Source organism: Rickettsia endosymbiont of Cantharis rufa (assembly GCF_964026445.1).
GTDB lineage: Bacteria > Pseudomonadota > Alphaproteobacteria > Rickettsiales > Rickettsiaceae > Rickettsia.
Genome location: NZ_OZ032150.1, coordinates 1,052,692 through 1,064,885, shown reverse-complemented (window position 1 = coordinate 1,064,885; position 12,194 = coordinate 1,052,692). Strand labels below are relative to the sequence as shown.

Sequence of the window (12,194 nt, the reverse complement as noted above, 5' to 3'; positions counted from 1 at the left end):
TGCTTTATTTTTGCTGGCGTAATGGTATAAAATAAGATAATAAATTTTCTTGAGAAAAATATATGTGGCAGGCTTTACGAAGGTTAATTGCAGCGAATCCTATGGGATTTTTTCTGTGGTCTATTATCACTAAATGGTATTTAATTATAGCAGCTGCTTCCTTAATTACTTTATATTATACAGTATTGGGCTTAAAAAAAATCGGATTTATAGATTATTTTACTAAAACTACAATCGAGATATTAGATACAACTAAAGCAGTTGCTCAAAATTGTACTACAAAACTAGGTCCTGATTGGAATCATCTAGTTAGCTTTTGGAATTGCTTAAGTGATCCTGGAGAATATAGGCATGAAGAAGGGACGGGAGCAAAAGTGCTAGAAGATGAAATAAATAAGCTTGCGCCAAAACAAGCAGATAGTGCTGCAGACGCCGAGCGTCCTATAATAAATCCTTATGAAGAACTAGAAAATCCAAATAATCTTAATAATACCCAAAGCGGTAGTAATAATAATCGTTAATTTATGTCACTTTAATATTATATGTCAGACACTGAAGATAATAAAAACAAACAAACCTCGCGTCGTGATTTTATGGTTCTAACGGCTAGCAGTGTTGCAGCAGTTGGGGCAGCATGCACTCTTTGGCCCCTTGTTGATTCTTTAAACCCTTCTGCAGACGTGCTAGCTTTATCATCAATTGAGGTTGATTTATCAAATATTGCGGTAGGGCAAACAGTTACGGTTAAATGGCAAGGTAAACCGGTTTTTATCACTAACCGCACACCTGACAAAATAGCCGGAGCAAGAGCGGTAAAAATGTCGGAGCTTATTGATCCTGAGACTGATGAAGCGCGTGTAAAAGCAGGTCATGATAATTGGTTGGTGACGATCGGGATCTGCACGCATTTAGGTTGTGTACCACTCCCTAATCAAGGAAAATATGATGGATGGTTTTGTCCGTGCCATGGTTCACAATATGATTCATCTGGTAGAGTACGCCAAGGACCGGCGCCTTTAAATTTAGCAGTGCCGCCTTACACCTTTATTAGCGACAAAAAAATTAGAATAGGGTAATTATTGATGAGTAAAAAGATTATCCCTAAAAAGCCTAATGCCGTTGTCCAGTGGATAGATTATCGCCTACCTATCTTTTCATCCCTAAAGCATTTTAGCCATTACCAGACCCCAAAAAACCTGAGCTATTTATGGAATTTAGGCTCTATTGCCGGTATTGCTTTAGTGATTCAGATAATTACCGGCGTGATACTTGCTATGCACTATACCCCGCATGTTGATCATGCTTTTGATAGTGTAGAGCGAATCATGCGTAACGTGAATTATGGCTGGTTACTGCGTTATACTCATGCAGTAGGTGCATCGATGTTTTTTGCTACTGTATATTTACACATAGCAAGAGGTTTGTATTACGGCTCTTATAAAGCACCAAGAGAACTGCTTTGGCATATCGGTATAATCATTTTTCTAACCATGATGGCTACTGCTTTTATGGGCTATGTGCTTCCTTGGGGGCAGATGAGCTATTGGGGAGCAACTGTAATTACTAACTTATTTTCGGCTATTCCGCTAATAGGGGAATCCATAGTTACATGGCTATGGGGCGGTTTTTCCGTTGATAATCCTACATTAAATAGATTTTTCTCCCTGCATTATTTATTGCCATTTATTATTGTTGCTTTAGTGATACTGCATTTAGTAGCCTTGCATCAGCATGGTTCAAACAATCCAAAAGGTATAGATGTTAAAAGTCCTAAAGATACTATTCCGTTCCACCCTTGTTATACCGTAAAGGATTTTGTCGGTTTTGGGGTTTATTTCATAATATTTGCTTATTTTATTTTTTACGAACCAAATTATTTAGGACATCCTGATAATTACATTCCGGCAAATCCATTAGTTACTCCTGCTCATATCGTACCTGAATGGTATTTTCTACCGTTTTATGCGATTCTTAGAGCTGTGCCTTCTAAACTTGGTGGCGTATTATTAATGTTTGGAAGTATATTTGTGTTATTTTTGTTGCCTTGGTTAGATAGCTCAAAAGTTAGAAGTGCAAACTATAGACCTATGTACCGAATTGCTTTTTGGCTATTTATGGCAGATTGTTTATTGCTTGGTTATTTGGGCGGACAGCCGGCGGAAGAGCCGTATATTACCATTAGCCGTCTTGCTGCTTGCTATTACTTTTTCCATTTTCTAGTAGCTTTGCCGCTAATAGGTAAATATGAAAAACCGCTGCCGCTACCGAAAGAGTTGTAAAAGAGGGTGTTATTGCGAGCAGGTGTTGTTGTATGGATACCTGAGTCGTCATTGAGAGAAGAGTTACGCAGTAATTTGACGAAGCAATCTCAGGAATATTATACTGCTTTACGAGATTGCCACGCCCTTGGCTTCGTCTCTCCTCGCAATGATGATTTAGTACCCATAAATTACTTTGTAACAGACCTAATAAATTATGAAGCAACCAATAGTATATATAGTAACTAACAAGAAAAACGGTATACTTTATACTAGTGTTACTTCTAATTTAATAAAAAGAGTATATCAACACAAAAAATGATATAATTAAGGGGTTTAGTAAAAAGTATAATTGCAAAATTTTAGTATTTTATGAGATTCATCAAACTATGAATTCAGCAATAAATAGAGAAGAACAAATTGAAGCTGGTTCAAGAGACAAAAAAATTAAATTAATAGAACAAATAAATATAAATTGGGATGATTTATATAATGAAGTTATTCTATAATAAAAATATCATTATAAGGAAAGACAAAATCTTAATACGACAATCTTGTAAAATAATAATAAACTCCTGAGATTGCTTCGTCAAAATTTTCAATTTTTCCTCGCAATGACGACTCAAAAAAATTTATGAAAACAAAACTACTTATTTCTATCATCATACTACTAACTTCTAGCTTGAGTCCAGCAAACGAAGAAGCATTGCCACCGAAAAAGATGAAATGGTCGTTTGACGGTATATTCGGCAGTGTTGACCGCGCGGCTGCACAAAGAGGTTTTCAGGTCTATAAAGAAGTTTGTAGCGTTTGCCACGGCTTAAATAATTTGTATTATCGAAACCTTAAAGATATTGGTTTTTCGGATGATGAAGTAAAAGAAATTGCTAAAGGATATACGGTAAAAGATGGACCAAATGATGATGGTGAGATGTTTGATCGTCCTGCTATCCCTGCTGATCGTTTTGTATCGTCTTATCCAAACGAACAAGCAGCAAGAGCGGCTAATAACGGTGCACACCCACCTGATTTATCTTTGATAATAAAAGCACGTCATGATGGAGCTAATTATATATACTCATTGCTCACCGGTTACAAAGAACCGCCGGTAGATTTTAAATTAATGCTAGGTGCTCATTATAATCCGTATTTCCCGAATGATCAAATAGCAATGCCGCCGCCTCTTACAGACGGGCAGGTGACTTACATAGACTCTACTCACGCAAGTGTAGAGCAAATGAGTCGAGACATCGCCGTATTTTTACAATGGGCAGCTGAACCGGAAATGGAGCATCGTAAATCGATGGGTCTTAAAGTTATAATGTTCTTAGTAGTTTTTACGATCTCTTTCTATATTGCTAAAAACCGTATTTGGTCTAATTTAAAGTAATTGTTGAGTGAATCAGTTTTCCTATTATTGGCGTTGTTGTATGGATAGGTTTATGTCATTCCCGCGTAGCATAGTTTCACCTATGTCATCCCGCGAGCTTGTAGCGGGATTCAGTTTAAAATACTAAAATTATTAGTATTTTTGGCCGTGCCCCCCGTATTGCAGCTTAGCATGAATAGTCTATAATCCTCAAACAGTAATAAGAGAGAATTATAGTTAAGGAGTTATGGCAAGAATAGATGTTAAGTGTAGATCAAGAATAGATGTTAAGTGTAGATATTATAACGACACAGAAAAAGTAGTAAAGGCGGGATATTCAATTTCAAAACAACAGAGATATCAATGCAAGCAGTGTAATCGATATTTTTAACTGTAATATATTAATAATGCCTCTAAGCCTGGAGTCAAGGCTCAGATAGTAGATATGTCAATCAATGGCTCTGGAGTTAGGGATACAGTAAGAGTATTAAAAGTGGGTATCAATACGGTTATCCGTGTTTTAAAAAAATCTAGCGTTAAAAAAGATAAATCATTCTATCAATACGATAGAAGTAATTATTGCTCCTGAAATAGATGAACAATGGTCTTATGTACAGAATAAATCCAAACAAAGATGGCTTTGGTATTCTTTGGATAAGATTTTGTTAAAAGTAGTTGCTTATACTTTTGGTACAAGATGTGATAGCACATCAGAATCATTACTGAAAAAAACTGGAGGATTTTAAGGTTACTTTTTACTTTACAGATGGATAGGGAAGTTATGCTAGGTTATTAGATCCCAAAAAACACATTGTTAGTAAAAAATATACTCAACGGATAGAACGGGGTAACTTAAATCTTAGAACAAGATGCAAAAGACTGACACGTAAAACAATTTGTTTTTCCAAGTCATTGGATATTCATGATAAAGTCATCGGAACTCTTATTGAACGTATAGCATTTAATATCCACATCTGCAAAATGGAGGTGCGGCCTAAGAAAATTATAGGTTTAGTGTTATGAGCAAAGAAGAAGTCGAAATTAGGTTGGTTATCAAAATATCTATTAACACAGGGAAAATGATAAGCATGAGTAACAATTGCAATTTCAGCGTTATTTAAATCAATATTACCTTTTTCATGTTCTATATATTAAGTTTTAAATTGTCCGCCGGTATTGATTTGGTTTTCCAGTAACATGAAAATATAGAAACTTTCTTTCGGATAATCGGTAATAATATTGGTCGCACCTCCATTTTACAGATGTGGGTATTAAATGCTATACGTTCAATAAGAGTTCCGATGACTTTATCATGAATATCCAATGACTTGGAAAAACAAATTGTTTTACGTGTCAGTCTTTTGCATCTTGTTCTAAGATTTAAGTTACCCCGTTCTATCCGTTGAGTATATTTTTTACTAACAATGTGTTTTTTGGGATCTAATAACCTAGCATAACTTCCCCATCCATCTGTAAAGTAAAAAGTAACCTTAAAATCCTCCGGTTTTTTTTCAGTAATGATTCTGATGTGCTATCACATCTTGTACCAAAAGTATAAGCAACTACTTTTAACAAAATCTTATCCAAAGAATACCAAAGCCATCTTTGTTTGGATTTATTCTGTACATAAGACCATTGTTCATCTATTTCAGGAGCAATAATTACTTCTATCGTATTGATAGAATGATTTATCTTTTTTAACGCTAGATTTTTTTAAAACACGGATAACCGTATTGATACCCACTTTTAATACTCTTACTGTATCCCTAACTCCAGAGCCATTGATTGACATATCTACTATCTGAGCCTTGACTCCAGGCTTAGAGGCATTATTAATATATTACAGTTAAAAATATCGATTACACTGCTTGCATTGATATCTCTGTTGTTTTGAAATTGAATATCCCGCCTTTACTACTTTTTCTGTGTCGTTATAATATCTACACTTAACATCTATTCTTGATCTACACTTAACATCTATTCTTGTCATAACTCCTTAACTATAATTCTCTCTTATTACTGTTTGAGGATTATAGACTATTCATGCTAAGCTGCAATACGGGGGGCGCGGCCAGAATGTCTTGCCGATAAAACCCACGCATATTTTATATTTTTATCTATTTCAGGATTTTCAGCTGCATAAATATTTTGTATTTCAGAAATGAAATTTTGACGAATCGCTTCATTAGCAGGTTCAAACTCTAGATTATTAAGATCGCTTACTATTTGCTCAAAATGCCGATCTTGAGCAAATTTTTAATAATTTTGAAATCCTAGAACTGAGACTATTCCTATAATAATTATATAAATAGCTATGTTAAAATTTTTGCAGTTTTTCATATACAGCTGCCACCCCGTGGCTTGACCACTGGGTCATAAATATTTATTAATATAAGTTGTTTTTTTAGATGCTGTGATCAAGTCACGGCATGACATTTTGATTACTTAAATCTACCTCTTACCACCCGCATTCATAGATAAGCTTGCTGAGACAAAGTCCTCAAGGTCACCGTCGAGTACACCTTTAGTGTCGGAAGTTTCGTAATCAGTGCGTAAATCTTTCACCATTTGATAGGGCTGTAAAACATATGATCTAATTTGATGCCCCCAGCTATTATCGGTTTTAGCGGCATTCTGTTCGTTAATGCTATCAGTGCGTTTTTGCATTTCAAGCTCATAAAGTTTTGCTTGAAGCATTTTCATAGCTTGAGCTCTATTCTTATGCTGCGACCTATCACTTTGGCATTGCGTTACCGTATTGGTCGGTATATGGGTGATACGTACGGCTGAATCGGTAGTATTAACGTGCTGCCCTCCTGCTCCCGATGCTCTAAAAGTATCGATTCTTAAATCCTTGTCCTCGATAGTAATTGCTATATTATCATCAATTTCAGGATATACCCAGCTACTTGCAAAGCTGGTCATTCTTTTACCTGCCGCATTAAACGGGGAAATACGCACTAGCCTATGAACTCCTGCTTCGGTTTTAAACCAGCCGTAAGCTCGTTTGCCTATCATTCTAATGGTGCATGATTTAATCCCTGCTTCTTCGCCGTTAATCATGTTGATTATCTCGGTTTTAAAGCCGAGTCTCTCGGCAAAACGCAAATACATACGCATCATGATAGATGCCCAGTCATGGCTTTCAGTTCCTCCGGCTCCGGCATTAATCTCTAAAAAGCAGTTATTGCCGTCTGCTTCACCTGAAAATAAGCATTCAGTTTCAAATTTGGCAGCAATGACACTTAAATTTTTAAAGTCCTGTTCAACTTGCGAAAGTGTTTCTGAGTCATTTTCAGCTTCAACCATTTCTTCAAGTTCCAAAGCATCTTTTAAATTGGATTTGAGTTTATTAAAAGCACTTAGTTTTTCCTCTAGATTACTTTTTTCTCGCAGTAATTTTTGAGCATTAACCTGATCATTCCATAAACTCGGATCGGCTGCTAATTCTTCTAGCTTTTCGAGTCTTTCAGTTGATGCTTCAACGTCAAAGTGACCTCCAAAGTAGCTCTAAAGACTGCTCAATTTTTTTTACATAATTTTCTATTTCGGCTCTCATTATTTTTTCCTGTTATAAATTTTGATTTTGTTATATATTACATGTCATTCCCGCGTAGGTGAGAATCCAGTAAAACATATAAAAAACTTGTTTTTTTATATGTTTATTTTACCTAATTATGCAAGTAAATACTTAATATTAAAGATTATTTTTTCTGGATTCCCGCCTACGCGGGAATGACAAAGGCGATAACCCCAACAAACAAACGCAAATTATATCACAATAATTATGAATAATCAAAAATATATACGGAACTTCTCAATAATCGCCCATATTGATCACGGTAAATCTACTTTAGCAGATAGGTTAATTGAGCATTGCGGCGGGCTTCAGGCTAGAGAAATGAGCCAGCAAGTGCTAGATTCGATGGATATCGAAAAAGAAAGAGGCATAACTATTAAAGCACAAACCGTGCGGCTTGTATATAAAGCTAAAGACAGTAACACCTACTATTTGAATTTAATGGATACTCCCGGGCATGTCGATTTTGCTTATGAGGTTAGTAGGTCACTCGCTGCTTGTGAAGGATCGTTATTGGTAGTTGATAGTACGCAAGGAGTAGAAGCCCAAACTCTTGCCAATGTTTATCAAGCGATTGAAAATGATCATGAAATTTTGCCGGTGCTTAACAAGATTGATTTACCCGCTTCCGAACCTGAACAAGTTAAGCAGCAGATAGAGGATATAATCGGAATCGATGCAAGTGAGGCTGTGCTAATCTCTGCTAAAAGTGGCATAGGGATTGATTTAGTTCTAGAGGCTATAGTAAATAAATTACCTCCACCAAAAGAAAGTAGTACGGATATCTTAAAAGCGTTGCTTGTCGATAGTTGGTACGATCCTTATCTTGGTGTGGTTATTTTAGTACGAATTATTGATGGGACTTTACGCAAAAATATGCGTATTAAAATGATGGCTACTAACTCGGTTTATACCGTTGAGAATGTTGGTTATCTTACTCCGAAAAAACATATTTCGGATGTTTTGCATGCAGGGGAAATCGGCTTCTTTACTGCCTCTATAAAGCAGGTAGCGGATTGTAAAGTTGGGGATACTATCGCTGATGAGAAGAAACCTTGCGAGCAAGCATTGCCCGGCTTTAAGCCGAACTTACCTGTAGTGTTTTGTGGACTTTATCCAACGGATAGTTCAGAGTTTGAGCATCTAAAGGATTCGCTAGCTAAATTACGGCTTAATGATGCCAGTTTTGAGTATGAAATGGAAAGTTCTTCAGCACTTGGAGTAGGCTTTAGGTGTGGCTTTTTAGGGTTACTACATTTAGAGATAATCCAAGAACGTTTAAGTAGGGAGTTTGATTTAGATTTAATCACTACTGCTCCAAGCGTAGTGTATAAAATTCATATGCGAGATGGTGAGAGCTTAGAAATTCATAACCCCGCAGATTTGCCTGATTTGCAAAAAATCGAATCAATGGAAGAGCCATGGATTAAGGCAACTATAATGGTGCCTGATGAGTTTTTAGGTACGGTATTATCGCTTTGTACGGAAAAGAGAGGGGTGCAACTTGATCATAGCTATATAGCAAATAGAGCTAAAATAGTTTATAAATTACCGCTAAATGAGATAGTTTACGATTTCTACGATCGTTTAAAAAGCTGCTCCAAAGGTTATGCAAGTTTTGAATGGCAAATGGATGTTTATGAATCTTCCGAGCTTGTTAAGCTTGGGATTTTGGTTAACGCAGAGGTGGTTGATGCACTGTCCACAATCGTACACCGCTCACGTGCGGAGCAGAGGGGTAGGGCGTTATGCGTAAGGTTAAAGGACTTAATACCAAGGCAGCAGATCGATATAGCAATTCAAGCAAGTATCGGTAGCCGTATTATTGCCCGTGAGACTATTAAGGCCTTGCGTAAAGACGTTTTATCTAAATGTTACGGTGGCGATATAAGCCGTAAACGTAAGCTTCTTGAGAAGCAAAAAGCAGGTAAAAAGAGAATGAGACAGTACGGTAATATCGAAATCCCACAATCTGCATTTATCGCAGCGTTGAAAATTGGGGATGAGTAAATTTTTTTATTTCATATAAAGAAAACCCTAGACGTTATAGAAAAGATTTGTTATAAGAAGTTATCTAAAACTTTTTAGAAACTTCTATGTTCCTCGGTAGCTCAGTGGTAGAGCAAACGGCTGTTAACCGTTCGGTCGCTGGTTCGAGTCCGGCCCGGGGAGCCATTTCTCGATTTTCAACAAATTTGCGAATGAATCAAACGGCAAATGCAGCATAAAGTCAAGTTTTTTGCCTGTTAATTTAATTGTCGAAAACACAGTTTTTATTAGGCGTCTTTTTCCTGGGGCATTCGACAAAATAAAATATTGATGTGCATTGGCAACTAAATTTAGTACCTCTATCATTTTTTCCGTATCATCACCTTTATTATGCCCTGCTATTTCTAACATTACTTTATCACGACGTGTTGTTAATTTACGTTTATCTTCTCCATATTCTTCATTTATGAATATATCTTCTAAAAGTTTACTTCTAAGATTATCAAGTTTATCTTTTATACTGATAAGCTCTTTATTTAACTCGTAAATATGAGGGTAGTATTTGTTACCTTTTTTATAAATTTTGAGCTACTGTAACATTTAAATTCCAAAGAAGTTGAATATTTATGAATAATACAGTTTTCTGTATAAAAATGTATTTCTATTATTCCTTTTTCTATAAGCCCATAAAGCATAGTAGACTGTTTGAAATTACGCTGTAACCTATCTACCCTGTTTATTACTATTGCTATTATTTTCCTCGTCTCTTCAGCAAAATTTTTAGCAAACTCTATAGCTTCCATAAATTTTTTGCGGTTACCTACTGTTGAAGATTCAGCAAATTCAAAACTTTTAGTAATTTTAAGATTTTTATTTTTACAATAATCATTTAATCATCTTGTTTATGAATCTATTGAACAACCCTCGTCATATTGTCTTTCAGTTGATACCCTAGATAATGTTATTTCTTCTTCAGCTACTTCTCTATCTTCTAAAAATAATATTTTGAATTCTTTTTAAGTGAAAAATTAAAATTTACTCCTCAGAATCTTTGTGCATTTTTTCTAATATCTCTAAGCGTTCGTTTATTCTCTCTATGTCTTCTTTGGTTAAAGGTTCTGCTATTTGTTGTTTTATTCCCTTTCTTAAACCTTTTTCCAATTCTTCTTGTTTATTATTTTTTCTAAAAATTCATGGAAGCCTCTAGAAATAATCAGTTGTGTCAATACCGGCTGATCCGACTGTTGGAATCGGCAGAAGTAAAGAAAAGCTAAAAGATAAACAAGGAGCAAAAAAAAGTAAGTGATTATAAATATGGAGTAAGAAATAGTATGGAACTTTATTATTCTATAATTTTGCTAATTTAATTATCGAACAATGGGACGTATTAAATGTACTAGTAGATCCATACGCTTTAGGTACTAGCGGCGGCATAAGAACAAGACTTATGCAGGATATCGACATTGCCATAAAACACCCTGAATACTCTGCAGTTGCTAAGAAATAATCAACTAGCTTTTCTCGCTATTTCCATTGTACGAATAGGATTTTTAATATAAGACCATTCGTTACGCTGGGCTAATTTTAAATCATACCTTGCTTGTAAATTAATCCATAACTGAGCTGAAGTTTGAAAATATGATCGCGCCCCCGTATTGCAGCTTAGCATGAATAGTCTATAATCCTCAAACAGTAATAAGAGAGAATTATAGTTAAGGAGTTATGACAAGAATATATGTTAAGTGTAGATCAAGAATAGATGTTAAGTGTAGATATTGTAACGACACAGAAAAAGTAGTAAAGGCGGGATATTCAATTTCAAAACAACAGAGATATCAATGCAAGCAGTGTAATCGATATTTTTAACTGTAATATATTAATAATGCCTCTAAGCCTGGAGTCAAGGCTCAGATAGTAGATATGTCAATCAATGGCTCTGGAGTTAGGGATACAGTAAGAGTATTAAAAGTGGGTATCAATACGGTTATCCGTGTTTTAAAAAAATCTAGCGTTAAAAAAGATAAATCATTCTATCAATACGATAGAAGTAATTATTGCTCCTGAAATAGATGAACAATGGCCTTATGTACAGAATAAATCCAAACAAAGATGGCTTTGATATTCTTTGGATAAGATTTTGTTAAAAGTAGTTGCTTATACTTTTGGTACAAGATGTGATAGCACATCAGAATCATTACTGAAAAAAACTGGAGGATTTTAAGGTTACTTTTTACTTTACAGATGGATAGGGAAGTTATGCTAGGTTATTAGATCCCAAAAAACACATTGTTAGTAAAAAATATACTCAACGGATAGAACGGGGTAACTTAAATCTTAGAACAAGATGCAAAAGACTGACACGTAAAACAATTTGTTTTTCCAAGTCATTGGATATTCATGATAAAGTCATCGGAACTCTTATTGAACGTATAGCATTTAATATCCACATCTGTAAAATGGAGGTGCGACCTGGCGCAATAATCTTGCTCAGGATAGTGCTCTTACAGCTGCTATCTTAGATCGTCTGCTCCATCATTCCACGATACTCAATATTAAAGGGGATAGTTTCAGACTTAGAAATAAAAAGAAAGCTGGTCTTGTATCAATAGAGGTGATTAATAAACAGGAGGATAATCTTATGACTTAAATATCAAATGATTTCTTATTATACTGTATCAATTTTCAAACAGTATATATTAAAATTATGTATCATTTTTCGACCGCTGTTGACATTCCAGAAAGTTAATAATAGACGATATTAACAGTAGGGATAAAAATGCCGGATATAGAGCCAAAGATATATCCAGCTGAATTTAAAGAATCAGCGATTAGATTAGCTATTGAGTCTAAGCAACCTTTTGCTCAAGCAGCTAGAGAACTAGGAATTACGAAGTATAGTCTATATAATTGGGTTAATAAACATTCAAAACTCAAGGAAGTAATGAGATATGAAGAACATCTGTATGATGAATTAAGGAGATTGAAGAAGAACTAGATA

Annotated in this window: 21 protein-coding genes, 1 tRNA gene and 1 pseudogene; 16 read left to right on the top strand and 7 right to left on the bottom strand. The window is 35.2% G+C overall.

Annotated elements, in window-relative coordinates; genetic code table 11:
• Positions 1 to 62: 62 nt before the first annotated feature.
• From AAGD46_RS06075 to AAGD46_RS09460, 9 genes are all read left to right on the top strand, one after another.
• Positions 63 to 521, top strand: coding sequence for a DUF2670 domain-containing protein (locus AAGD46_RS06075; RefSeq protein WP_341786938.1), 459 nt, complete (start codon positions 63 to 65; stop codon positions 519 to 521).
• A 21-nt stretch (positions 522 to 542) separates the two neighbouring features.
• A complete protein-coding gene (gene petA / locus AAGD46_RS06070; protein WP_341786937.1) occupies positions 543 to 1,076 on the top strand; it encodes a ubiquinol-cytochrome c reductase iron-sulfur subunit in 534 nt (177 codons plus the stop codon).
• A gap of 6 nt (positions 1,077 to 1,082) precedes the next feature.
• Positions 1,083 to 2,279, top strand: coding sequence for a cytochrome b/b6 (locus AAGD46_RS06065; protein ID WP_341787917.1), 1,197 nt, complete (start codon positions 1,083 to 1,085; stop codon positions 2,277 to 2,279).
• 196 nt (positions 2,280 to 2,475) lie between these two features.
• Positions 2,476 to 2,580: a GIY-YIG nuclease family protein gene (locus AAGD46_RS06060; protein ID WP_341786936.1), complete on the top strand. Its 105-nt coding sequence runs from the start codon at positions 2,476 to 2,478 to the stop codon at positions 2,578 to 2,580.
• A 67-nt stretch (positions 2,581 to 2,647) separates the two neighbouring features.
• Positions 2,648 to 2,767, top strand: a complete 120-nt coding sequence (locus AAGD46_RS06055; RefSeq protein ID WP_341786935.1) for a nuclease — start codon at positions 2,648 to 2,650, stop codon at positions 2,765 to 2,767.
• 125 nt (positions 2,768 to 2,892) lie between these two features.
• Positions 2,893 to 3,648: a cytochrome c1 gene (locus tag AAGD46_RS06050; RefSeq protein ID WP_341786933.1), complete on the top strand. Its 756-nt coding sequence runs from the start codon at positions 2,893 to 2,895 to the stop codon at positions 3,646 to 3,648.
• 424 nt (positions 3,649 to 4,072) lie between these two features.
• Positions 4,073 to 4,216 (top strand): IS1-like element transposase, encoded by a 144-nt coding sequence (locus AAGD46_RS09470; RefSeq protein WP_341786690.1) that lies wholly within the window; start codon positions 4,073 to 4,075, stop codon positions 4,214 to 4,216.
• Positions 4,173 to 4,373, top strand: a complete 201-nt coding sequence (locus AAGD46_RS09465) for an IS1 family transposase (RefSeq protein ID WP_410525965.1) — start codon at positions 4,173 to 4,175, stop codon at positions 4,371 to 4,373. The genes AAGD46_RS09470 and AAGD46_RS09465 overlap by 44 nt, the downstream gene beginning before the upstream one ends.
• A 64-nt stretch (positions 4,374 to 4,437) precedes the next feature.
• On the top strand, positions 4,438 to 4,650 hold the full coding sequence (locus AAGD46_RS09460; protein WP_410525983.1) for an IS1 family transposase: 213 nt from the start codon (positions 4,438 to 4,440) through the stop codon (positions 4,648 to 4,650).
• 121 nt (positions 4,651 to 4,771) lie between these two features.
• Here the strand turns inward: AAGD46_RS09460 and AAGD46_RS09455 are convergent, their stop codons facing one another.
• From AAGD46_RS09455 to prfB, 4 genes are all read right to left on the bottom strand, one after another.
• Complete coding sequence (locus tag AAGD46_RS09455) at positions 4,772 to 5,146, bottom strand: IS1 family transposase (RefSeq protein ID WP_410525982.1); 375 nt, start codon at positions 5,144 to 5,146, stop codon at positions 4,772 to 4,774.
• Positions 5,068 to 5,274, bottom strand: a complete 207-nt coding sequence (locus AAGD46_RS09450) for an IS1 family transposase (protein ID WP_410525981.1) — start codon at positions 5,272 to 5,274, stop codon at positions 5,068 to 5,070. The genes AAGD46_RS09455 and AAGD46_RS09450 overlap by 79 nt, the downstream gene beginning before the upstream one ends.
• 1 nt (position 5,275) lies before the next feature.
• Positions 5,276 to 5,419 carry an IS1-like element transposase gene (locus tag AAGD46_RS09445; RefSeq protein ID WP_341786690.1) on the bottom strand — a complete coding sequence of 48 codons (144 nt, stop codon included), beginning with the start codon at positions 5,417 to 5,419 and terminating at the stop codon, positions 5,276 to 5,278.
• A 659-nt stretch (positions 5,420 to 6,078) separates the two neighbouring features.
• A protein-coding gene (gene prfB, locus AAGD46_RS06035; protein WP_341786932.1) for a peptide chain release factor 2 occupies positions 6,079 to 7,186 on the bottom strand; the annotation gives its coding sequence in 2 pieces (ribosomal slippage) (positions 6,079 to 7,116 and positions 7,118 to 7,186; 1,107 coding nt in all).
• Between the two features lie 228 nt (positions 7,187 to 7,414).
• Between prfB and lepA the strand changes: the two genes are divergently transcribed.
• On the top strand, positions 7,415 to 9,217 hold the full coding sequence (lepA, locus tag AAGD46_RS06030; protein WP_341786931.1) for a translation elongation factor 4: 1,803 nt from the start codon (positions 7,415 to 7,417) through the stop codon (positions 9,215 to 9,217).
• Between the two features lie 90 nt (positions 9,218 to 9,307).
• Positions 9,308 to 9,382, top strand: a tRNA-Asn gene (locus tag AAGD46_RS06025).
• A 350-nt stretch (positions 9,383 to 9,732) separates the two neighbouring features.
• Here AAGD46_RS06025 and AAGD46_RS06020 read toward each other — a convergent pair.
• The 3 genes from AAGD46_RS06020 to AAGD46_RS06010 form a co-directional block, all read right to left on the bottom strand.
• Positions 9,733 to 10,056, bottom strand: coding sequence for a hypothetical protein (locus tag AAGD46_RS06020; RefSeq protein ID WP_341787916.1), 324 nt, complete (start codon positions 10,054 to 10,056; stop codon positions 9,733 to 9,735).
• Positions 10,057 to 10,231: 175 nt separating this feature from the next.
• Positions 10,232 to 10,357 carry a hypothetical protein gene (locus AAGD46_RS06015; protein WP_341786930.1) on the bottom strand — a complete coding sequence of 42 codons (126 nt, stop codon included), beginning with the start codon at positions 10,355 to 10,357 and terminating at the stop codon, positions 10,232 to 10,234.
• Between the two features lie 346 nt (positions 10,358 to 10,703).
• A complete protein-coding gene (locus AAGD46_RS06010; RefSeq protein ID WP_341786929.1) occupies positions 10,704 to 10,865 on the bottom strand; it encodes a pirin in 162 nt (53 codons plus the stop codon).
• A 251-nt stretch (positions 10,866 to 11,116) separates the two neighbouring features.
• On the opposite strand from AAGD46_RS06010, the gene AAGD46_RS09440 reads away from it, so the two are divergent.
• The 5 genes and pseudogenes from AAGD46_RS09440 (at position 11,117) to AAGD46_RS05995 (ending at position 12,191) form a co-directional block, all read left to right on the top strand.
• Entirely contained in the window at positions 11,117 to 11,260 is a 144-nt protein-coding gene (locus AAGD46_RS09440) for an IS1-like element transposase (RefSeq protein WP_341786690.1), read from the top strand.
• Positions 11,217 to 11,315, top strand: a complete 99-nt coding sequence (locus AAGD46_RS09435; RefSeq protein ID WP_410525950.1) for an IS1 family transposase — start codon at positions 11,217 to 11,219, stop codon at positions 11,313 to 11,315. Before AAGD46_RS09440 ends, AAGD46_RS09435 begins: the two co-directional genes overlap by 44 nt.
• 166 nt (positions 11,316 to 11,481) lie before the next feature.
• On the top strand, positions 11,482 to 11,715 hold the full coding sequence (locus AAGD46_RS09430; RefSeq protein ID WP_410525958.1) for an IS1 family transposase: 234 nt from the start codon (positions 11,482 to 11,484) through the stop codon (positions 11,713 to 11,715).
• Positions 11,688 to 11,843 (top strand): annotated as a pseudogene (locus tag AAGD46_RS06000) (ATP-binding protein); the annotation flags it as partial. The gene AAGD46_RS09430 and the pseudogene AAGD46_RS06000, both read left to right, overlap by 28 nt.
• A gap of 129 nt (positions 11,844 to 11,972) precedes the next feature.
• Positions 11,973 to 12,191, top strand: coding sequence for a transposase (locus AAGD46_RS05995; protein ID WP_341786680.1), 219 nt, complete (start codon positions 11,973 to 11,975; stop codon positions 12,189 to 12,191).
• Positions 12,192 to 12,194: the final 3 nt, after the last annotated feature.